A 22,693-nucleotide genomic window follows, 5' to 3' on the forward strand; every position below is an offset into this window, starting at 1 on the left:
CGTACTTATTTTTCTTAACAAAATATTGTTATACAACTCCATGATGGTACAACCTTCATGAGCTTTTGATTTTAATGTTTAATTTCTTAAATTCTTAGTCATGTAGCTTATCAAGAAATTCCGTAAATGTCGCTGCAACGTAAAATACATTTTCTCTTGCACGTTCTTCAGCCTGTTCTTCCGTTAACCCTTCTTCTTCCATTAACATTTCTTTTTCAGCAGCATTTTCATGTTCCCAAAATACCACAATTGGATTATCTTCATGATCTTTAAAATCAAAGCATATTAAGTTTCCAGACGGATCAAAGGCTATAGGAAATATCTTCTTTGGAAGAGTATCCTTATAATCATTGAATACTTCTACAATATGCTCATCATCTTCATTGTCATATGTTAATAATGTTCCAAATACCTTTTCTTTTCCTTCAACTTGAAATAATCCGGGGCTAACGTGTGCACCATTATAATTCATAGCAACTTCTATATAATCTAAGGGGAATTTTACTCCAAATGTTCCTCCAACATTCTCCACTTCTTTTTTAGTCACTGGTTCGTCCCATGATCTCCATTTTACATTACTCATCTAATACCATCTCCCCATAATTTATTCCCACCTAAATGATTCACTTTATGCGTTTTAGATACTACTAGTTGCATCTTACCAGGTACCTGATGATGATGCCATGTCAGACCTTTTATTCTGGCTTCTCCATTTTCAATATCCCTAAGTTGTTTTGAAGTGAATAACTCCTTAGATAATTCACCTTGATCAATTGCTTCATTTAATAATTTTGTACATTCTTTAAATTGGGCATCATCAGTTGCTTTGAACAAATTCTCTTGTAGTTTCAATGAAAATTTAACATCGTCTCCTTTAAAAATCGGAAAACCTAATACATCATAATTTACGCCTTTCACATGTGTCCCCCCTGCTAATGACTTATTAAGAATATTATTCTTTGGCGAAGCATTTAAATAGTCATCCACATGCCCCACTACGGCTTTAAATTCATCAATACTATCATAACCGTATTCCTTGATAGTTGTTTCATCTACAACTTTCAAAAAGTCTTCGACACTTTCATATCCTTTAGGAACAATAGATCTATTAATCAAGTTTCCATTTATATCATAATCATTTTTAATAACTTCATCAATTTCAGATCTGTGAACATTCTTACCCGTACTATTACTACCACCACTCAACTCCCGGTTTACTTTCTTCTTGGCCAGTTTCTCCCCAAGACCCTGCTTCACTTCGCTGAGGGTTTTGGTTTCGATGGCAAGGACTTTTGGCTGGATGGGGCCGTTTGCGGCCATTTTTACTACTTTTGCGCCAACGGGGACATCGACTTTTCCGATTTGTTTGCCGAGTTCCTGGAGTGTGTTTTGAGCATTTTTCACTGTGGTTTGGGCATATTGTTTGCTGTAGGTGTTGAACGGGATATTCGCCGGCTTCCTGCCGATGAATTTGCCTGCTGCCCCTAGTCCGAGTATGGTTAGTGCCTGGGTGAGGCTTTGCTGCTTTTGTTCTTCTGTCAGCTTGTTTCCTAAAAAGTCCCTTCCTGTGATCGCCTCTCCCATGCCATTTGCAGCGGTGAGTCCGTAGAGGCCTTTTTCGGTCTGCTGAAGAACCTTGAAGCTTTTGGAGGTTTTATAGGCATCCAGGGCATGATCGGCGGCATTGAGTGCCTTAGCGGTTTTGTAGATGGCCCTTCCGCCCTTGGCTGCTCTTCCGGCCCACCCTACTACAGGGATGAATCCGGCTGCTGCCATTGCCGCGGCCGCTGCCCGCTGAGCGGTCGTGAGTTTCTTATGTGTAACAGGGTCGACGCCTTCTGTCGCTCTGATAAAGTCGTAATATCCGGTCATTTCGCCGGTAAAGGTCTTCGCTGTGTCCCAGGCTTTTTCATACCACGGGCGATTGGCCTGTTCCTCCAGCTCTTTCGCCTGTTTCCGGGCTTCTGCCTGATCTTTTTTAAATGCCAGATAATCGCTGTTCGCTTTCTTGACATCATCCATCTGCTTGTGCACTTCACTGTTTTTGTAGGCTTGGCTGTCAAAGTACAGCGGCGAGACCCTGCCGCCCTTGCTGCTTGAATTCATCAGTGTGCCCATGAGTGTAATCAGATAGATTTCCTGCTTCTCGGAAACGCCATATTCACTCAGCAGGCTTGCATCGAACTTATTGACAGCTGCAATGGTGTTGTTTCTTTTTTTATCCGCTTTATCAATTTCATCTTCAAAGGTCTCTTTTGAAAAAACCTGTAAAGATAGAATATCATCTATTGTATGAAAAATCTTCTTCAAATCATCCTGCTGGGCCGTTACGATTTCCTTTGACTTTTTCAGTCCGTTTGAAACCTCGTCCTCGAGAAAAGGTTCAATGACGACTGTATCCTTTGAGAGCTTGAATTCTTCTGCAGAGCCGCTGACTCCATTAAAAAAGGCGATGTGGGCCCCAATCAGCCGGAGCCATGAATCCGCCAGCTCTCCTTGTGCCTGATAAAATCCCTTAATCGATTTTGCGCCTTCTCCCTGAAGTTCATCGTCCATTTTTACAATCGCGGCGAATTCCTTCTTAAGCGCAGTGATTTGCTTTTCAAGGTCTTCATATTGCTTGGCGCGTTCCTCCATTGCTTCTATCAGTGTGTTGGATTCGTAGATTTTGGTATCCGCCATTTTATCAGTGCCCTTTCCGGTTTATTTCCTTATCATCGCTTCGTCCTGATGCTTCATTAAATCGACGCCTGCTTTTGTATCCTCGATATTTTTTTGGACGATGGCCATATAGCTTTTTAACAATTCGGCTAAGTTACCTTCACGCTCCAGCCAATGACTGGTAAAATCCAGCTTGTTACTGCCCGCAGCATTTTCAGCTGGCGTTTTTAGTGTTAAAGCTTCCAAAGCTGTCTTTGTTTTGGACAGCTGGCTGATTACTGCATCATGCTTCAGCTTTATTTCCATCTCCATCAAAATACCTTCTTTCTCAAGTCATTTAAATAGTGGCCGACTTCCTCATAAATCTTCTCGCCTTTTTCACTTGCCTTTTCAGCTGTTGCCACTGCCGCACTGGCTATAGCTAGTGCATTTCTTTCCAGTTCAAGCCATGTAATCTTGCTTTCTATTTCACTGATATACTGATCATAGTCGTCATTCAATATATTCGAAATGGTAGTATGCGCTTTTTTTCTCGCTTTCTCAAACGATTCTGATCGCTTTCCAGTCCATGATTTTCCTAAATCTGGTTCAAGAATTGCTTTAATTTCTGTTAAACCAGTATCCTTTTCCTTATTAATATCCGCTTTTGCAGCTTTAAGCCGGGCGATTTGTTCATCAAAATTTGCAATTGCAGAAGAAGCTGCATCATGTGCGGCTTTCAATGAATCTGTCACTTCCATGCTGGCACCTCTCATTCTTAAATTTTTGGTTCCGTGAATAATTGAACATGCATATAGGGTTATCAATTTTCAATAGAATGAAACAAACTCAGTCTTTTCCATATTTTACATTATAGGGTACATAGTTGTTTATATTAATAGGAAATTTGACTTCTTTTCAATTCTATCAACCGGGTAAATAGTCACAAAAAAACACCTTTCCAAAAAAATGAAAAGTGTTCACAGGCACTCATATGTCTTTTTCTTTCTCCATCAGCTTTCTTACCTTTTCCTTTGGGGTCCAGCAGGTAAACTGATAGGAAGGTTTAGTTTCAAAACCCAAGCGAGAGCATCTATACATCATTTTTCCATTTACCCTTTCACTGCAAAAATGAATGCATGAGGCACAGCAATGATATCGTTTCATAATGTTCCCTCTTTTCGGGCTGTTCAGGGGCACTTAATCAGGAGCATATGAACAATGCTGAATCCTGATTTTTGAAGGCAGCCTTTAATCTAAATCCTGATTCTTCGCCATGCAGATTTCAGCTTGGGTGCAGTAATGGTTATCCTTTAACCCGCTTTTCCCGGTTGTGTTTATCCCTTCCGCTCCTGTCACATTCAGGACAAAATCAGCATGGAGCTTTAACAGAGCTTTTTTCTTTAAGTATCAGCCAGACTGTCAGAAGCATACCGAGCAGCGACATGCCTGCAAATAGGAGATATACGCTGTAAATGCCGCTATTTTCAAGCAATATGCCGCCGGCAAATGTACTGAACCAGTTGCCCAGGCCATTCCCAAACGCGGAATAAATCGTTACGGCGGTTACAGTAATATGAGCGGGGACGATTTTGGATATATATTGAAGTCCAGCGGGAATGAAAAGCCCAAGAGAAAATCCCGAAACAATAGATGATATATATACCAAAGTCAAACCAGGTTCATAAAAATAAAACGTCCAGCGAAGCAGTGAAGCACAGGCAGCCATCAAGGCAACCGGCAACAGGCCACATTGGTTGATCCATCTTCCGGCTAGCCTCATAAAAGGAATTTCAGAAAGCACGGCAAGCAAAAAGGCAATTCCGATGCCAGTATATGTGCCTCCTCTTGCTTCTACAAACAAGCCATAATATACATTGTTGGCCAAATTCGGTCCAAAAACAAGAAACGTAACGATTAAAAAAATGACAAACCGAGGGATGGAAAAAAGCTCTTTCATACCGGTTCCAGGCTTTATTTTAACTGCGGCAGGTTCTTCAGGCAGACGGAGCGCAAGCCCTGCTGCTCCTGTAAGCCCAATAAAGAAAGCGTAGAAAATGACTGTCAAACCTATCGGGGTTTCAGAAAGGCGCCCCATTACAAATACCGCTATGCCAAAGCCAAGTGATCCAAATAGGCGGATGTTCCCGTAATTCCACCCTTCTTTTGCTGTGTATTTAAGGGAAATACTGTCTGATACGGGAATGATGGCGCTTTGAAAGACAGCAAGGCATGCTGCCAGGATGACGAGGGGAAAATAAGAATGAAGCACTAAGTATCCTAAGCCGAGAAAACCAGCAAAAAAAGCTGTCAGTGAAAGCACTTTAGATGGCTTTCCGGATATATCGCAGACCATTCCCCAGATAGGCTGAAATATAATCATGATAATAGGCCCTATAGACATGATGGTCCCGATTTGATATCCATTCATTCTTTCACTTTCCTTTAAATAAACACTAAGAAGCGGTGTTAAGCTTCCTACTGCAAAAAAGGAAAAAAGATAGTAGGCTTGTAATTTGAGCATGTTTGCTTTTACAGGATTTTTCAAAAGTCACTTTCCTCCGATGTATGATAATTCAAAATTAACATATCGAATACTAAAATGCCATTTTTTCGAAAGTTTAGATTTATTCCCAATTTTAACTAAAGCTCTTTGCAGATTATATCTCCTCCGGGAGGCAAGTCACCGCCCCGCCTTAGGGTGACTGTGCCTGCATCTGAAATTAAAAGAGCCCTTCACAAAAAAACAGAAGCATTATTGCTCCTGTTTTCCGTTTGCTGCGGGCAGCTCAATATGAAAGGCTGTACCTTTATTTATTTCACTTTCAACCTCCACCGTGCCGCCATGATTTTCAATAATGTTATAGCTGACCATTAACCCTAGGCCATTGCCCGTACTTTTAGTGGTAAAAAAAGGTTCACCGAGTTTTTCCAGAGCTTCAAGAGGTATTCCGCCGCCTGTATCTTTAAATATAATTGATACATTTTGCCCTTTTATTTGAATGGCCGCTTTAATCGTTCCTCCATCCGGCATGGCGTCCATCGAGTTTCTGGAAAAATTCAGGAAAACCTGTTTGATTCTGTTTTTATCACAGCGAACCATGATGTTTTCCTGATTATATTCGAGATAAAAGGAGATATTTTTCTTTTTTGCTTCTATTTCCAGGAAAGAAAAAACACTTTGGATAATGGATACCATGTTTTCTTCTTCCAAATTGATACTTTGAGGCTTCGCAAGGACCATAAAATCCTCCACAATATCATTGACCCGTTCAATTTCATCTAAAATGATCTCTAAATATTCATTTCGTTCACCGCTTTGCTCATCCAGCTGCAAATATTCGGCATAGCCCTTAATTGTCGTCAGCGGATTCCGGATTTCGTGGGCCACACCTGCTGCCAATTGGCCGATAGCTGCAAGCTTATCCTGCCTGTGCAGCATATCCTCCGTTTCTTTCCTCTTCGTGATATCCGTTCTTATTGAAATATACTGATAAGGTTCCCCGTTTTCATCTAAAAATGGGACAATCGTCGTTCCTACCCAATAGTAGTTACCGTCCTTAGAGCGATTTCGCAGCTCCCCCTTCCAGACATTTCCGCTAGAGATGGTCCTCCACATCTCTTGGAAAAACTCTCTGGAATGATAGCCGGAATTAAGGATATTATGATTTCTGCCTATCAATTCTTCCCGAGAATATTGCGAAATGTCACAAAGCTTGTCATTCACCTTTGTTATATTCCCTTTTTCGTCCGTAAAAGCAACAATGGCAGATTGATCAAGCGCATAATGAATATCACGGATATCCTTCATTGTTTCCTTTAAGTCGGCTTCGGCCCTTTTTCGTGCCGAGATATCCGTGCGAATGGAAATATACTGATAAGGCTTTTTCCTTCTCATAAAAGGAACGATCGTGGTGTCCACCCAATAAAGCGTACCATCTTTTGCTTTATTGCAAATTTCACCCTTCCATGTTTCCCCGCTGGAAATCGTTTGCCACATTTCTTTATAAAATGCTTGTGTGTGATAGCCTGAACTTATGATAGAATGGCTTCTCCCCATCAGTTCTTCTTCACTGTATTTAGAAATCTGGACAAATTTATCATTGACATAGGTTATCTTTCCTTCACTGTCCGTTATGGCTACAATAGCAGACTGATCAAGTGCATAGCGGAAGTCCCGCAAATATTTATCGCTTTTTGCCAGGCGTTTGTTCATGATCATCGCGGATCCGACAAGTCCTGCAACAATGAGGACCGATACAAAAAAGACCAGATTAATAACAAACGGTGTACCGTTCACAAGCTGTTCCACATTTTTGATCGGCTCTTTTGGAGGCATGCTCCTGGCTAATAAAAAATGGCCTTCCGCAATAGCAATTGTAACGATTAAGGTGCTCAGCGGCTTGAACCATAGCTTATTTTTGCGGTTCCAATGGTTCGCATAAAAAAGAATCATAAACGAACATAAAAACATGGCCATGATTAAAAGAAACGAACCCGAGAGAACGGCAAGATGATAAAAAATCCCGTTATTCAGGGCATACATCCCGATAATATAATTGGACAGCACAGACAAAGTCAGGAGAAGACTGCAGCAGCAGACATGCAAAAACCTGATTTTTTCAGTTGAAACAAACATAAATCCCATTCCAGCAAGAGCAACGCCAAGCACCATTGATAAAATAGTAACTGGAATGTTGTATGCTCCCGCCCCGTTCTGGTCGAAAGCCAAAATTCCAAAGAAGTTGAAGGTCCAGATGGCCATTCCCATGGAAAAGCTCCCGCCAAGAAATAAAAACCGCTTATTGGTTTCAGAGGTACGCAAAAGAATCAATAAATCTATACTTGTATAAGAAGCCATAAATGTAAGGATAACAGCCACTAATAGCAAAATTGGATTAGATGACTCAATAATCTGGCTCATGTATTGATATCACCTTTCTATATGAAGTAATGCAGATTGATACTGCCCTCTTATTATATATCTTCCTTTTTCAATGTAAAGAAATGAGCAAAGGTGTTAATATAAGTTATAATTTCCCCAGTTTTCCGGCAGCATGCCTTGATATTTGGCAGTCAGGAATCTGTCATCAACAAGAACAATCAGCCCATGATCCTCCTCAGACCTGATCAGCCTTCCGCCAGCTTGCAGCACTTTATTCATCCCTGGAAAAACATATGCATAATCATAGCCGTTTTTCCCCTGATCCTGAAAATGGCTTTTAATAATATCACGTTCAAAACCAATCTGCGGCAAGCCCACTCCGGTGATGATTACGCCGCTCAGCCGGTCACCCTTCATATCCACTCCTTCTGAAAATATCCCGCCCAATACAGCAAATCCAACAAATAATCTGTCCTTGTTTTCCTGAAAAGAGTTCAAAAAATCTTCCCGTTCATCTTCCGTCATAGTGCTGCCTTGAATGATCGTTTTCACAGCAGATGCTGCTGTAAATGCGCCATACACGTTGTTCATGTATTGATGGGAAGGAAAGAATACCAGATAATTCCCTTTCCTTCCGTCAAGAATGTTTATAAGCAAGTCTGTAATCCGGTCTATAGATTCTTCCCTGTCGCGGTATCTGGTGGAAATCCTGCTGATAAGCACTTCATTTTGATCTGCTGTAAACGGAGAAGGCACCGAAATCCGATAATCTTCCTCGCCTCCTCCAAGCATATCCATAAAATATCCTGCTGGCGAGAGAGTAGCAGAGAATAAAATGGCAGAGCAGAATCCAGATAGAATATTTTTCAGCAGTGTTGAAGGATTCAGGCAGAATAACTTGACCTTTGCATCATTCTGCTGTATTTCAAAATATATCGAATAATGCTCATCAACAAGCTTAGAAATCTTTAGAAAGTTTTGAACATCAAAATAGCCCTGAAGCAGGTCTTCATGTTCCACTCCGCCACTCCTCTCCAGCAGAAAGGGTTCAGCCGCCTCAATGAATGCTTCGAGACCTTCTAAAAGATCATCAGGCAAATTCTGCATGATTTTATTATAGCGATTATCAAGCGACTTTTTTTCCTCTATAAAGTACCGATTGATATTTTTAGCAGCGCGCGAAATAGCAGGCTCATTTAATTTATTTTCCCGCTTTATCTGCAAAAATTGAGTTTTATATAATTCTGCCGAAAACATGCTTCTCGCTCTGTCCACTAAATTATGTGCTTCGTCCACAAGCAGCACGGTGTCCTTTTTCTGCTCATCAAGCATCCTTTTTAATGACACCCTTGGGTCGAACACATAATTATAATCACATACGACCGCATCACAGACATAGGCAAGGTCGAGCGAAAATTCAAATGGACAGAGCTTGTGCTTTTTGGCATACTCCTCAATCACACTCCTTGTAATCAGCTGTTCATGTTCTAAAATATCCAGCATCGCGTTATTAACACGGTCATAGTAGCCATTTGCAAACTCGCATTCATTTGGATTACAGCTGCCGTTATCATGAAAGCAGATTTTATCCTTTGCTGTTATTGTCACCGTTTTGCACACTAAGCCCCGGTCCATCATTAAGGAAAAAGTGTCTTCAGCAGTCTGGCGGGTAATTGTTTTGGCTGTCAGGTAAAAAATTTTCTGGCATTCGCCTTGTCCCATGATCTTTAAGCTGGGAAATATGGTGGAGGCTGTTTTTCCGATTCCTGTAGGCGCATTAGCGAACAAGTTAGCTTTTTCGTTTATGGTCTTATAAACGGCTCCAGCAAGCTTTCTTTGGCCGCCACGGTAATTTTCAAAAGGAAATGACAAATCTCTGCAAGCCTTATTTCTTTCTTCAAGATGCTCAAGCTTCCAATTGGCAAAGTGATAAAATCCCTTCATCATATCTTCCAGAAAAGCAGCCAGCTCCTGCCTGCTGCAATTCACTTTGAATCTTTTTATTTCTTCCGTGTTCTTTTGAACATATGTAAGCTGAACGCCAATTTCGTCCAGATTATGATGTAAGGCAAACATGGCAGCATAGCATTTAGCCTGCGCCCAGTGCACCGGATAATTGGTTTCTGACAGAGTGTGCAAATCCAAGGCAGTACTTTTGATTTCATCAATGGTATAGGAATGGCCATCTGCCAGCAAGCCGTCGCATCTTCCCTCAATGAAAAAAACAATATCCTCATACGTATGCTCAAGCGTCAGAGGCACTTCCTTTAAATCATGTTCACCGTATTGTTTTTGGATTTTCTGGTGAATTCTCGTGCCTTCTGACAGCGATGCGGCGGCCCTGAAACCAGAGGTTATGCTCCCGCTTTTATAAACATATTCTGCAAGAGTCCTTACAGAGACTTTATAATTTTTCATGAATTCCCCCTGCTTTCCCTTAAGTTTATTGATAATTAATCGAAGAAAGTGACATGATAACCTGGAAGGTTTTGTTTATTAAAATAAGAGCCCAAAACAGGGTGTAAAGTAAAAATACTATAATATTTTTAGTAAATTGTTTATACTTAAGTTGTACATACATATATTTTTATAAGGAGGGGGCATGCTGATGGCAGATACAGCAAGCTTAAGTCTTACAGAACTGGTTGAGAAGAAAGCACACAGAAAGCTGACAAAAAGGCAGATTTTGCAGCGGGGGCTGCTGATCACGCTCGGGGCGGTGCTCATGAGCGTTGGCCTGGAAATTTTTCTGGTTCCAAACAATGTAATCGATGGAGGAATCACAGGCATATCCATTATGCTATCGTATTTAACGGGATTAAAGCTCGGTATTTTCATTTTCGTATTGAATCTTCCGTTCTTTTTTATCGGGTATAAACAAATCGGTAAAACCTTCGCTATTTCTACTCTTTATGGAATTTTCATCCTTTCCATTTCAACTGCATTGCTTCACCCCGTACCTGCTTTTACTCAGGATATCCTGCTTGCCACCATATTTGGCGGAATTATTCTAGGTGTTGGAGTCGGAATTGTCATTAGATATGGCGGTTCTTTGGATGGTACTGAAATATTGGCTATTCTCGCCAATAAAAAGGTTCCATTCTCAGTAGGCGAAATCATTATGTTTTTCAATTTGTTTATATTGGGCAGCGCGGGATTTGTGTTCTCATGGGATCGTGCTATGTATTCCATATTAGCCTATTTCGCCGCTTACAAAACAATGGACATCGTAATTGCCGGCTTGGATGAATCCAAATCCATCTGGATCATAAGCGATGAATACGAAGAAATTGGCGAAGCCATCCTAAACCGTCTGGGACGCGGAGTAACCTACCTGACAGGAGAAGGCGCTTATTCCCGTGATAACAAGAAAGTGATTTTTTGTGTAATCAACCGTCTGGAAGAAGCCAAATTAAAGGATATTGTCACTAATTTCGATCCTTCGGCTTTTCTTGCAGTAGGAGACATTGCTGAAGTACGCGGAGGGCGTTTCAAGAAAAAAGATATTCATTAACAAGTGGCCTGCAGTTTTAAGTTCATTAGCGAACTTGGAAGCTGCAGGCTTTTTTCAGATGGTATTTCAAGCAAAATAAAGACACACTTCCGGAGTGTGCCTTCTTTGATATTTATTTATTTCTCGGGTTGTTTATCGCCTGCAGCATTTTTGTTCCTTCTTTCATCTCACTGCCGCACAGCGGACAGCTAGGCTTGTCGCTGCTTGTGAAATTATCACGGATCCATCCCTTGCAGTCCTCTGATGTACATTCCCAGACCTTTGTTTCTTCAGGTGGTACTTCTTCGACGTTATTGCGTTTATACAAAGCATCTCACTCCTTGGATTTGATTTGATTATCGTGCTTTTTAGAAACAATCTTTCTCATTTCACTGGAACAAGATGTCAGCTCCGCACATAGAGCCATGTCTAAACACATGTTTCTATTTTATTATACCATAAAAAGCCTATCATATGAAGTGCCTGCTCCTCTTTAAAATGGCACCAATACCATTAAGAAACAAATAGCGGTTGCATGCGTGTACGGCAGTGGCTCTTTGCTGCACTGCATAAAAAAGCTGCCTTTTTGGTGTAAGGCAGCTTTCTTTAATCAGCGTGTGAGCTGATATGTTCTGCTATTTTTCTGCCTTTCTGCGTTTTAACGGAAAACGCAGCAGAAATAATGAGCAGGAGAGTAATTTTTCCGGTCTAACCTAAAACAATGAAAGCCCTTCCTCTCTCCCATCAATACGGTTCCTAGACCGCGCCTGTGAGAATCAGGTTTAGACTTAAACATGTTTATTAAAGGATACTGTCGAAATGACGAATAGGGGATGATTGTCCAATAGAAGTAAATTTCATAAGAAGAATAAAACTACCTGAGGAAAACTTTAGGGTTGTTAATCCGTTATTTTCAAATATTGCTAAACTCAACTCTTGGCCATTCAGACGGCTTCTGCTGTTTGCATTATGGCTTATACACTTACTTTAATAAAAATGTCTTTAAATTACCCTCTTGGTGTTTATCATGTTCCAACACCTGAATTCTTATAATAACATAGTTTTGCCTTTAAGTCAACAAACCCTTAAAGTTTGATTCGGCTTATCGGGATTGCTGCAGATATTCTTTTGCAGAGGTAAAGAATATCTGCATGCAGCATTTTTCCGGTTTTATCTGTAAGCATTGTAATCATTGTTGATTTGAGGCAATTCCCTGATTTCCTCTACAAGGTTTTCACCGCACATTGGACAAGAAAGATTGTCCGTGACAAAATCCTTCCGCATCCATCCATTGCATGTTTCCGACGCACAAGCATATACTACTGTATCTTCGATGATAGTAACGGGTTCCTCTTGATTCTTTTTTGCAAAATACATGAGTAACCTCCTTTTTTAACAGTATACGCAGTAATGCATCGGATTATTTATTAAAAAAGCATTTTCATATGGAAGGTCAATTATATTTCAACACTATTTCTTAATAATGCAGCTTTTATCATAAAATAGCTGATTTCCTCCGGCAAGGCTTCTTTAAGAGGCTTGAGTTTTTCAGCTCCAATATTTGAAACCATATCAAGTATCTGCATGTTTGCTGATTCAGGCAAGATTCTGTGCCAGTCAACATCTCTTCCCTCTTCCCCGCATTTAAGGAGGTGATTTTCAACTGAGATTTCCGCCAGGCCTCTTAGCACTGCAATTTCCTCAATGCTCTTTCCCTCTTTAAAAAGCCTGAATGTTTCAAGATAAGAAGGTTCTCCCTTAGTTTCCCGATTCTTAATGGCTTCATCAGCCGGATGACTTAATTCCGGATTTTTCGCAAGGTATTCCTGGATTTTTCTGATGAATATCCGCCCATACTTTTCCTGTTTTTTTTGGCCGACTCCTTTTACAGTAATAAAAGTTTCAGGCGTGACCGGAAGCGAGGCAGACATGTCTTTTAAAGAGGCATCAGAGAAAATGACAAATGGAGGCACCTTTTCTTCCTGGGCAATTTCTTTACGGAGCTGCCGCAGCTCTTCAAATAGAAGATTATCGGAAGAAATGGTTGTAATAACGGAAAGCTCCTTGCGCATGACCATTTGTTTGCCTAGAAGAACCTCTTTTCCTTGGTCTGTTACCTTCAATACTGGAAATTGGCCCCCAGTCATCTCGATAAACTGCTTTGAAGTGAGGTAGTCAATAAAATCAGCAACTTCTTTTGCAGATTTGTTCTTCAATATTCCATATGTCGATAGCTTTTGGAAATTGAAGTCCTCCACTTTCTTATTTTTTGATCCTGTCAGCACCTGGCTGATGAGGGTTTTGCCAAACCTCTCTCCCATTCTGATCATGCAGGATAATACCATTTGTGCTTCTGTCGTTACATCTACCGAATTTCTGTTGTCTTTACAATTTTCACAATGCCCGCAGTTCTCTGGATTTTCTTCGCCAAAATAACGGAGAATGAAAGCCTGAAGACATCCTTCTGTGAAGCAGTAATCCTTCATGGCATTCAGCTTCTTCAGCTCGAGATCCTTCCATTCCGGCCGGGATTCGGACTGGTCTATTAAAAACCTCTGCAGGCGCAGATCCTGAGGAGAGTATAACAGGATACACTCACTATCGAGACCGTCACGTCCTGCACGGCCAGCTTCCTGATAATAACTTTCCATATTTTTTGGTGTTCCATAATGAACAACGAAGCGAACATTGGATTTATCGATGCCCATGCCAAAAGCAGAAGTGGCAACCATAAGCGAGATGTCATCCTGCAAAAATTGTTCCTGCTGCTGCGATCTCTCCTGCTCATTCATGCCTGCATGATAACGGCCGGCTTTAAAGCCGCCTTTAGCCAGACGGCTGTATAGCTGGTCGACCTCTTTTCTTGTTGAAGCATAAATGATTCCTGACTCATGCTGATTTTCGGAAAGATACCGCTTCAGATATTGATTGCGATTTTCATCCTTTACAACAGCAAAACTCAGGTTGCTTCTTTCAAAACCGGTAAAGACTGTATTTGATTCTTCGATATCAAGGGATTGGCAGATATCATTTCTTACTGCAGGTGTTGCTGTAGCTGTAAGAGCCAGGACAACCGGATTGGATGGAAGCTGTTTAATAAGCGTTTTTATTTTCAGGTAGCTCGGCCGGAAATCATGTCCCCACTGGGATATGCAGTGTGCTTCATCTATTGCCACCATTGAAATATCAAATCGTTGCAGCTCCTGCAAAAAAGAAGGCAATTCAAGCCTTTCAGGCGCTATGTAAACCAGCTTATACAATCCATTGGCAATTCCCGAGAGCCTGTCTGATGCTACCTTAGCAGAAATAGAACTATTAAGAAATGTTGCTTCAATGCCATTTAAAAGAAGAGAATCCACTTGGTCTTTCATTAAGGAGATAAGCGGGGATATTACGATGGTGAGTCCGTTCAGAACCAGCGCCGGTATTTGATAGCAAATCGATTTCCCTCCCCCAGTGGGCATTATTCCGGCAGTATTTTTACCTGATAAAACCTTGCTGATGATTTCTTTTTGTCCATCACGGAAGGTTTCATACCCAAAATATTTCTGAAGATATTCCTGAGCTTCTTCAATCACTCCTATCCCTCCATTTTCACTTTACATTTCACTTCTATTTTACACTGTATCCAGTTATTCTTCAAAAAAAGTGCGACATGAAAAAGGACACAGAATTTCTCTGTGCCCCGAATCTATGTGAAAGTATTTTATTTAATGACTTTGACCTGTACTTGCTTTCTGCCCCAATTTAACGCATCTTGTTCTTTAGGGAAGAAGATATCAATTTCGTTTCCTTTAATACCGCCGCCGATATCTTCGGCTGTCGCGTATCCATAACCTTCTACATATACTTCAGAGCCGAGCGGGATGACACTTGGGTCTACTGAAATGACTTTAGCTTCCGGGTTAGCTTTTAAATCGACGCCTGTAGCGGTCACTCCGCTGCAGCCTTTACAGCTTGCTGTATAGCCGGTTGCCGTTACTGTCAATTCCTTGGCGAATTGTTTTTCGGCAGGTGCCTCGCTTTTTTCATTTGTAGCGGCAGCCTTTGTTTGCGTCTGTGCTGGCTCAGCCTTCTCGCGGCTTGGCTGTGCTTCTTGTTTCACGGATGCTCTATTCGCATGTTTTGGTTCTGATGCAGCCGTGGTTCCGTTAGATGAAACAGATAATTTTTGGTTTGGCTGGATTAAATCTGAATGCAGGTGGTTCCAGGCTTTCAAGTTTTCAACTGATACATGATATTTATTGGCTATGTGCCAAAGAGTATCGCCTGATTTAATTGAATAATACTCTTTGCTTGAAACATTAAGTACATCTTCAGGTTGAATAGTATCTGAAGTAAGGTTATTCAAGGACTTTAATTCATCTATTGATACATGGTATTTTTGAGAAAGTCCCCATAATGTGTCTCCATTTTTTACTTTCACATCCTGTGCATGTGCGTTTGTGCCGATTGCACCGGATATAGCAGCTACTGCTGCAAAAGTTAAGAATGTTTTTTTCATAAGTAGTTACCTCCTTGTTCAGCTTGTTACAAGCTAACGGAATTAATCGTAACATAAATATTTTCATAGCAAAGAACAGGAAGATGAAACTCTGATGACAAAGATATCAGCTATATGACGGCAAAGTAACAATACGTCTGATTATTCTGAAAAAATAATTCATACTTCCCTCATTAGCACTGAATTAATGATCTGACTAATCCATTGGTCCTATATATCTGTTTAGAGAGGATTTTTGCACAAAAAAAAAACAGCGGATATGCTCCGCTGTCCCCCAACGAGGGGCAATTGCAATGATTCCCGGAAAAACCTTGGGTAATGTGTTCCATTTATCTCCGGTCAGAAGAATATGTCCAGCCTTCTTCTTGATATATCTTATCTTCCTTCATCAATTTCCCCAAAGCTCTTTTGAATGCACCCTTGCTTAAGCCAAAATGGAAGGAAATATCTTCAGGGAGTGTTTTATCTCCATAAGGCATCGCACCGCCCCTATTCATAAGATACTTGTAGATTACCTCTGAATCTTCGTCCATTTTATCCTGCTTGAATGGATGAAGCGAAACATTCAATGTGCCGTCTTCCTTACTGTCTATAACCCTGCCTTCTACATACTGGCCAAGCCTTGGCTCATCTTTTCTTTCACTTTCATGGATGAAGCAGCGATATCCTTCTTCTGATATAAAGAAGATCCGGCCAAAAGCAGCCGATAGACATTCCCTTTAACAGCTGCGTTCCTGATTCCCTTAAGAGGAGCCTGTACAGACAAATCTGCCATTATATCCTCAGTGGCAAGTTTCCCGAATAACCTTTCTTGGCGGTCCGTTTTAAGTGAAATGAATAACCGGTCTCCTTCTGCTGGCCATAAATGCTGCAAATTAGGCAAATCATCAAGTGATACCAGCATGTCTTTAGAAATTCCGATATCGACAAAAACACCAAGATTCCTTTTCACACTGACAACTTCCGCCCACCCGTATGAATCCAGGGTAACCTGTGGGATTTTTCTTGTTGCTGTAAGCCGTCCCTGTTTATCATGATAGATAAATACCTTTACATCCTGTCCAATTTCCAAATCATCCTGCTCGTTCATTTCATTTTTATGAAGCAAGACACTTTCTTCTCCGTCTGTCAGGAACAAACCAAATTCTGCTTCTCGTTCTATCTCTAATTCAACTGCTTTTCCAGCCTGAATGTAATCCATGTATGTGTTATCCTCCCAAAACTGCTTTCATTATGTTTATATTGTACCAAAAATTGCAGCACTTCAATCAGTGAGTCATGCTCCTGCAAAAAAATTTTGCTCTATAGCTCTTCCTGTTGATAGCTCTCATTACCGGCATATTCGAATCTATCATTTATATCAGTTGTTGTATATAAAAAATTTCCATAACCCCAAAAAACATGCACCAGCTGTTCACCGTTTAACAAATGTTTTATAATTTAAAGGAATGAAAAGGAGGATGAAAGTATGAATATCCTTGAGATAAAGCCCGAAGATACCTACAGCATCAGACATAGTGTTTTAAGACCCAATCAGCCTCTTGATGCCTGCAAATATGACTGCGATTTCAATATCGATACCCTGCATTTCGGAGCATTCAAAAATGAAATGCTGATAGGCATCGCCACTTTTTTAAAGAGTCCGAATCCTGACATTCCAGGAAGCAGCCATTACCAGCTTCGGGGAATGGCCTGTCTTCCGGAGTTTCAGGGGATCGGTGCGGGCCGCTCACTTATATTGTATGCTGAAAAGGTACTCAGAAAACGGAAGGCCGATGCCTGGTGGTGCAATGCACGGCTTAGCGCGTCGAAATATTATCAAAAGCTTGGGCTTCAATCGGCAGGCGATATATTTGAAATCCCCCATATCGGCGAGCACATTGTGATGTTTAAAATGCTGGATTTTGGATGATGATGCCATCAGCACGGAGATTTTTCAATAACAACAAGAGCCAGATTTTCAGTCTCATTGACATTCATTCTGCAAAATTCCATATAACGGTCACTCCTCCAACAAGCAGCTGTTCATATATTGAACCATGAATGAAGAAAGGATTAAACATATGACAAATAAATTGTTTTACGGCAAGGTCTACACTAGACAATGGGAGACAAAAATCACCAGGGTTATTGAAAGAGAAGAAGGAATCTTCGCCATTTTGGAGGAAACCGCATTTTATCCGCATGGCGGCGGGCAGCCATCAGACACAGGCACGATCAATGGAATACCTGTTTTGGATGTGTTTAATGAAGACGGAGAAGTGCTTCATCAGCTGGAGCGTATTCCTTGTGACTTACATGCATCCTGTGTGCTTAACTGGAGCAGAAGATATGATCATATGCAGCACCATAGCGGCCAGCATTTGCTTTCTGCCGTCTGCCTTCAGCTCTTCGGTTCAAAAACAATGAGCTTCCATCTGGGCAAAGACGACTGCAGCATTGATGTTGACGGTTCATTGACTGATTCAAAGAAAATGGCAGACCTTGAGAAAAAAGTGAACGAGCAAATATATCAAAACAGAAAGATACATAGCTATTTTGTCACTAATGATCAATTAAAAGAATTGACTCTTGTAAAAATGCCTAAGGTTACTGAAAATATCCGCATTGTAGAAATCGAGGGAATTGAATTCAATGCATGCGGCGGAACCCATGTGGCAAGAACAGGGGAAATAGGAATCATCAAAATACTTAAAGCAGAAAAACAGAAAGACTTCACTAGAATTTACTTTAAATGCGGAAATAGAGCTTTGGAGGATTATAATGATGCACTTGGTATTCTCGGAGCTTTATCCAAAAAATTCAATACCGGAAGAAGTGATATCCTTGACCGGTTTGAAAAGTGGCAGCAAAACCAAACATTGCTTGAAGCTGAAATCGCGGAACTTAAAGAAAAAAATGATTCCTATCTGGCTTCAGAATTGTTATCACAAATAGAAAATGGTGTTCTTTCACATATCTTTGAAGATAAATCATTACGCGAACTTCAAACCCTTGCTGCTAGGCTTGCTGCCGAAAATGATATTTTCATCATCTTTGCATCCCTCAAAGAAAATAAGCTGGTTATGTACCATAACGGTTTTTCACCTTTTTCATGCGGGAATTTTTTCAAACAGCACCTTAGCCAATTCAGCGGAAAAGGCGGAGGAAATGATAAGTCAGCACAAGCAGGCTTTCCCTCTTCTGATGCAGCATTAGAATTCCTTGAGTTTTCTGCTGGCCAGTTAAAGGACACCGAGGGATGCAGAAAGTAATAACTGTAACATGCAAAAACCCCAATGGAGGGGTTTTTGTTTAGATATACAGCGGCACGATCCACAGCAAGTGATAAAGGTCTACTAAAAGGTAAAGGGCTGCTGCCACTTTCAATAAAACGTGAATCCATCCAGCCTTGATTTTTCTATAAAACACAATCAGGAAGATTGGCAGGGATAGCTTAATGAGAACAAATAACACGAGGCTAACATCGATGATATAAGCCATTACAGGATTTGCTTCTCCGATTATATTATGCGAGATCCCAGCTGCCGTAAAGATAGTGTCAATAAGGATTAACAGAAAAATCAGTATCGGCATGGCGGAGCTACCCTCTCTTATCCAATCATATTCGTCATCACTTTTAGTTCATGTTATTTTTGCAGTTTCAAGAATGCTGTACCATGCTCAGCAAAATGGTCATGATAAAATTTTTCTCTTTCTATCAGCTGATGTGTCACTTCTTCAAGATTTGCTTTTCCATCCAGACTTTCCTTAATATCTTTTTGAGCCATATAATAAGCCAGCTTATCCCAAAAAACCATTTCTTCATAAGCAGCTATGGATTCTTGAATCCTTTTTGCATTTTCTTCATTCAGCTCATACAATTCATGCTCAACATTATGGATTACTTGGTTACTTTCGAACTCCCCTGCAAGGGACAATAAATATTGTTCGAGTTCGAAGGTTTCTTGGCTTGCACCTTCCAGACTGCTGGAATCCTCTACCCAATATCCGTATTGCAGAAGTTTGAGCAGCGTTGTATATTGTTGTTTTGATAGGTTGATTTTCATCTTTCTGCTCCCTTTTCATAGGTTTGTTATCATACTAACATAAAAAAATTTAAAAGAGCAAAAAAAGGGAAAATATAGCAAAGAAAAATTCCGACAAAAAAACCGCTGTTCAGCGGTTTTTTGTTAGCTTTATTGTACTTCTTCCACATAAAAATATGATGCTTTTTCTGTATCCACCACATAATGTGTATCACCTTTGACCATATTGTACGTTTTATGTTTTTGTATGTTTGTAATCATTTGCGTGGTATCTTCACCTTCAACCACATGAGAAAGCTCTTTGCCTCCATCGAAGTAAAATCCTACTTTAAGTTTCATTTCTTTTGCCAGTCCCTTCTGCATTTTTAAAATTCGCGTCTCTATTATTTCCCCTCTCTAGCCCTGCAGGTAAACATGTTTTTATTTTCCTTACTAAAATGTCCTATTCCGCTGCAAATATGCCGACTGATTTATCCTAAATACACTGAGAAAGTTACATACTCCCAAGCTTCGTTTTTCAGGAACATGTACATAGCCGGAACCTGCCGATTAACCGGAATAGGCTGCCGTTATAAAACAAGGCAGCCTGAGTATCATTCTTCTATAAGGAAATCTTTCTTTTCTTTTCCAAAAAAATATAGCCTGTGCAGCGGCCGTGTCATTGCGACATACAATAGCTTAATATCAAGCTCGTTGCCAGCTTCATATTTTTCTTCCAGCGAGACGGCAAATACTGCGTCAAACTCCAGTCCCTTGGCCAAATAGGATGGTACCACAACAAGTGATTCTTTCGGGATGGAAGTCCCCTCCTCCAACAGGTATACCTGGCTGTCAAGGGCACTCAAGGATTCATACGCTTTTTGGCTGTCCAGCATGGTTTTGGCGATAACAGCAAAGGTTTTGAGTCCTTCCTCTTTTAGTCTCTCTACCTTCTCCAATAGCTTTCTTCCCCATGCCTTATCTGCCATAGGGATGAATTCCGGGCTATCACCATGCCTGACAACAGGCTGCACCTGCGGAAAGGTGTATGGAAGCTTTGTTAATAATTTATTTGCAGCAGCCATGATTTCTACAGTTGTCCGATAGCTTTTCTGAAGCTCTGTATAAGTGGCTCTTGGAAATATATGCTGGTGGACTTCTTCCCATGATTCAAGGCCTCTGTACGAATGGATGCCCTGGGCCAGATCGCCAACCAGTGTGAACATATCAGTATCGACTGCCGTCTTTAATGATTGCAGCTGCATAAAGCTATAATCCTGCGCTTCGTCAATGACTACATTCTTTGCCATATAGTCTTTATCAATTCCGAAAATACGTGCTTGAAGATAAAGGATTGGTCCCAAATCTTCCAGTTCATAAAGTTTTTTTGCGAAAAGCTGAGTAGACATGATGCAGATGCTCTCTGCTTCCAATAGGGTTAATTGGCCATCACTATATGAAGCAAGAGCTTCTGGATCGCTAAACAGCTCTTGATAATATTCGAGAACATTTTTACGTTCAAACTGCTTTAAATAATCCTTCACAGCATTCCGGCAGGCCTTTTTTACTTCTTCGATTCTTTGAGCCTTTTTGTCGAGGCACTTTGAAACGTACTCTTTCCTGATATCAGGATCAATATTTTTATATAACGCTTTATCTATTTTAGCATCATAAAAATCTGCAACCCGGTCAAGCATGACCTTTTTTTTCGATTTCACCTGATTTTGAAGGATTACCTTCAGCTTATCAATCCGCCCGTAAAGCGGAAGATACCAATATTCCTCCTGTAGCAGCTTTTTGAATTTTTTAGAAGAATAAAGGCGGTATTTATCTGCATAAAAATCCTCTGAAGGATTAAAACGTGTATAAATTTCCATCAGATGTGCGTCGATGATTTTCTTGAATAAGGGGGATCCTTTAAACCTTGAGGCGGCCCTTATATCTTTTGTTTCTTCCTTCTGTTTTTCAAGAATTCTTATCAGCTTGTCATCTTTCGCCAGCTTCAGGGTTCTTCCAATGGCTTTTTGCACATATTCAGCAAATGTCATTTGCTTTACTTTCTCTGCTCCAAGCTCAGGGAGTGCTTCCGATATGTAGTCGATAAATAATCTGCTTGGTGCAAGAATCATCAGCTGGCGGGGATCGAACATTTCCTTATAGTGATATAAAAAGTAAGAAACCCTGTGCAAAGCAATCGTTGTTTTTCCGCTCCCGGCAGCTCCCTGGACAATGATGGGCTTATTCAGATCAGCACGGATAATTTTGTTTTGCTCTTCCTGGATTGTGGAGATTATCTCTGTTAATCGGCTGCTTGAGCTTTTTGAAAGGGAATCCTGAAGCAACTCATCTGTTGTCGTCAAATCAATATCACGCACTTCATCCAAAGCGCCATCTTCAATCATGAGCTGTCGTTTCAAGGTAATATTTCCTGTGAAGGATTCTCCTTCAGCTTCATATATTACCTCTCCGATGCGCCCCTCATAATAAAGATTTGCAATAGGCGAACGCCAATCGACAATCATTTGCTCCTGGTTTTCCCTTTGATATAGTGAGGTTTTTCCAAAATAAAGGACTTCTGGCTTCCCTGTCCCTTCCCTTACATAGTCCACTCTGGCAAAGTAAGGTTTATCCCTGGCTTTGCGGAGGCTTTCCAGCTCAGCCTTTGACATTTCAAAAAATCCTGCGTTGGTCAAAAGCTCTGAATATCCGCCTGACTCCAGCCAGTCAGCATCTCCAAAGGCTTCCTGCATATTTTTTTTGAATTGGCTCTTGCTGGTTTCTGAGGTTTTAATTACGACATCCATATATCTTTTTGTGAATTCTAAATGAAGCTTTTCGTTTTGAAAATCAGGATGCTGATTTGCAGTCATTATTTTCTCCTTTCGAAAAGAGCATTGCATCTCTCATCTTTCAAATTGACTTGCTGCCCGGAGAAATTTAGGATCAGCGGTGAAATGGCGGAAATTTATATTATCAGAAAAATTTAACAATATCAAGCAGGAATTTCCCGTAGAAGATTTCTGATTCTAGCCCTTTTTAAAATCAAAATTCTAGAAATTAATATTGCCGGAAGTGCCCGTTCTTCATTAAAATTAACGGTGCAGGATGAAAACCATTTTCCAGTCCCCCCTTTTCCATGTTATAATTTCAAAGACATTGTCAAT

At 40.6% G+C, this 22,693-nt stretch carries 18 protein-coding genes and 1 pseudogene; 3 read left to right on the forward strand and 16 right to left on the reverse strand.

What is annotated here, in order from left to right; all coding sequences use genetic code 11:
- Positions 1 to 94: 94 nt before the first annotated feature.
- From ACN6MY_RS15620 to ACN6MY_RS15650, 7 genes are all read right to left on the reverse strand, one after another.
- Positions 95 to 583, reverse strand: coding sequence for an SMI1/KNR4 family protein (locus ACN6MY_RS15620; protein WP_419881017.1), 489 nt, complete (start codon positions 581 to 583; stop codon positions 95 to 97).
- On the reverse strand, positions 580 to 2,682 hold the full coding sequence (locus ACN6MY_RS15625) for a T7SS effector LXG polymorphic toxin (RefSeq protein ID WP_419881018.1): 2,103 nt from the start codon (positions 2,680 to 2,682) through the stop codon (positions 580 to 582). Before ACN6MY_RS15625 ends, ACN6MY_RS15620 begins: the two co-directional genes overlap by 4 nt.
- 21 nt (positions 2,683 to 2,703) lie before the next feature.
- On the reverse strand, positions 2,704 to 2,973 hold the full coding sequence (locus ACN6MY_RS15630; RefSeq protein ID WP_419881019.1) for a YwqI/YxiC family protein: 270 nt from the start codon (positions 2,971 to 2,973) through the stop codon (positions 2,704 to 2,706).
- Positions 2,973 to 3,401, reverse strand: coding sequence for a YwqH-like family protein (locus ACN6MY_RS15635; RefSeq protein WP_419881020.1), 429 nt, complete (start codon positions 3,399 to 3,401; stop codon positions 2,973 to 2,975). The genes ACN6MY_RS15630 and ACN6MY_RS15635 overlap by 1 nt, the downstream gene beginning before the upstream one ends.
- Positions 3,402 to 4,012: 611 nt before the next feature.
- Entirely contained in the window at positions 4,013 to 5,188 is a 1,176-nt protein-coding gene (locus ACN6MY_RS15640) for an MFS transporter (protein ID WP_419881021.1), read from the reverse strand.
- A 207-nt stretch (positions 5,189 to 5,395) separates the two neighbouring features.
- Positions 5,396 to 7,564 carry a PAS domain S-box protein gene (locus ACN6MY_RS15645; RefSeq protein ID WP_419881022.1) on the reverse strand — a complete coding sequence of 723 codons (2,169 nt, stop codon included), beginning with the start codon at positions 7,562 to 7,564 and terminating at the stop codon, positions 5,396 to 5,398.
- A 96-nt stretch (positions 7,565 to 7,660) separates the two neighbouring features.
- Complete coding sequence (locus tag ACN6MY_RS15650; protein WP_419881023.1) at positions 7,661 to 9,943, reverse strand: ATP-dependent DNA helicase; 2,283 nt, start codon at positions 9,941 to 9,943, stop codon at positions 7,661 to 7,663.
- Between the two features lie 190 nt (positions 9,944 to 10,133).
- Between ACN6MY_RS15650 and ACN6MY_RS15655 the strand changes: the two genes are divergently transcribed.
- Positions 10,134 to 11,039 carry a YitT family protein gene (locus ACN6MY_RS15655; RefSeq protein WP_419881024.1) on the forward strand — a complete coding sequence of 302 codons (906 nt, stop codon included), beginning with the start codon at positions 10,134 to 10,136 and terminating at the stop codon, positions 11,037 to 11,039.
- Positions 11,040 to 11,151: 112 nt separating this feature from the next.
- Here the strand turns inward: ACN6MY_RS15655 and ACN6MY_RS15660 are convergent, their stop codons facing one another.
- The 5 genes and pseudogenes from ACN6MY_RS15660 to ACN6MY_RS15680 all read right to left on the reverse strand — a co-directional run bounded on the left by ACN6MY_RS15660 (position 11,152) and on the right by ACN6MY_RS15680 (position 16,723).
- Complete coding sequence (locus ACN6MY_RS15660; protein WP_071352875.1) at positions 11,152 to 11,346, reverse strand: cold-shock protein; 195 nt, start codon at positions 11,344 to 11,346, stop codon at positions 11,152 to 11,154.
- Between the two features lie 842 nt (positions 11,347 to 12,188).
- Positions 12,189 to 12,395 carry a cold-inducible protein YdjO-related protein gene (locus tag ACN6MY_RS15665; protein WP_071352874.1) on the reverse strand — a complete coding sequence of 69 codons (207 nt, stop codon included), beginning with the start codon at positions 12,393 to 12,395 and terminating at the stop codon, positions 12,189 to 12,191.
- A gap of 80 nt (positions 12,396 to 12,475) precedes the next feature.
- Positions 12,476 to 14,596, reverse strand: a complete 2,121-nt coding sequence (gene recQ, locus ACN6MY_RS15670) for a DNA helicase RecQ (protein WP_419881025.1) — start codon at positions 14,594 to 14,596, stop codon at positions 12,476 to 12,478.
- Positions 14,597 to 14,724: 128 nt separating this feature from the next.
- On the reverse strand, positions 14,725 to 15,522 hold the full coding sequence (locus ACN6MY_RS15675) for a LysM peptidoglycan-binding domain-containing protein (RefSeq protein WP_419881026.1): 798 nt from the start codon (positions 15,520 to 15,522) through the stop codon (positions 14,725 to 14,727).
- Between the two features lie 329 nt (positions 15,523 to 15,851).
- Positions 15,852 to 16,723: pseudogene (locus tag ACN6MY_RS15680) on the reverse strand (S1 RNA-binding domain-containing protein).
- A 267-nt stretch (positions 16,724 to 16,990) separates the two neighbouring features.
- Here ACN6MY_RS15680 and ACN6MY_RS15685 point away from each other — a divergent pair.
- Together ACN6MY_RS15685 and ACN6MY_RS15690 are read left to right on the forward strand one after the other, a co-directional pair.
- Entirely contained in the window at positions 16,991 to 17,434 is a 444-nt protein-coding gene (locus tag ACN6MY_RS15685) for a GNAT family N-acetyltransferase (protein WP_419881027.1), read from the forward strand.
- Positions 17,435 to 17,585: 151 nt separating this feature from the next.
- On the forward strand, positions 17,586 to 18,776 hold the full coding sequence (locus tag ACN6MY_RS15690) for an alanyl-tRNA editing protein (RefSeq protein WP_419881028.1): 1,191 nt from the start codon (positions 17,586 to 17,588) through the stop codon (positions 18,774 to 18,776).
- A gap of 40 nt (positions 18,777 to 18,816) precedes the next feature.
- Here the strand turns inward: ACN6MY_RS15690 and ACN6MY_RS15695 are convergent, their stop codons facing one another.
- The 4 genes from ACN6MY_RS15695 to helD all read right to left on the reverse strand — a co-directional run bounded on the left by ACN6MY_RS15695 (position 18,817) and on the right by helD (position 22,399).
- Positions 18,817 to 19,098 (reverse strand): DUF5658 family protein, encoded by a 282-nt coding sequence (locus tag ACN6MY_RS15695; protein WP_419881029.1) that lies wholly within the window; start codon positions 19,096 to 19,098, stop codon positions 18,817 to 18,819.
- Between the two features lie 53 nt (positions 19,099 to 19,151).
- A complete protein-coding gene (locus tag ACN6MY_RS15700) occupies positions 19,152 to 19,571 on the reverse strand; it encodes a hypothetical protein (protein ID WP_419881030.1) in 420 nt (139 codons plus the stop codon).
- 129 nt (positions 19,572 to 19,700) lie between these two features.
- Positions 19,701 to 19,913: a hypothetical protein gene (locus ACN6MY_RS15705; RefSeq protein ID WP_141770088.1), complete on the reverse strand. Its 213-nt coding sequence runs from the start codon at positions 19,911 to 19,913 to the stop codon at positions 19,701 to 19,703.
- Positions 19,914 to 20,143: 230 nt separating this feature from the next.
- Positions 20,144 to 22,399 (reverse strand): RNA polymerase recycling motor HelD, encoded by a 2,256-nt coding sequence (gene helD, locus ACN6MY_RS15710; RefSeq protein WP_419881031.1) that lies wholly within the window; start codon positions 22,397 to 22,399, stop codon positions 20,144 to 20,146.
- Between the last annotated feature and the right edge of the window lie 294 nt (positions 22,400 to 22,693).

Origin of the sequence: Peribacillus sp. B-H-3, from assembly GCF_048572925.1 — a bacterium.
Taxonomy (GTDB): Bacteria; Bacillota; Bacilli; order Bacillales; family DSM-1321; genus Peribacillus.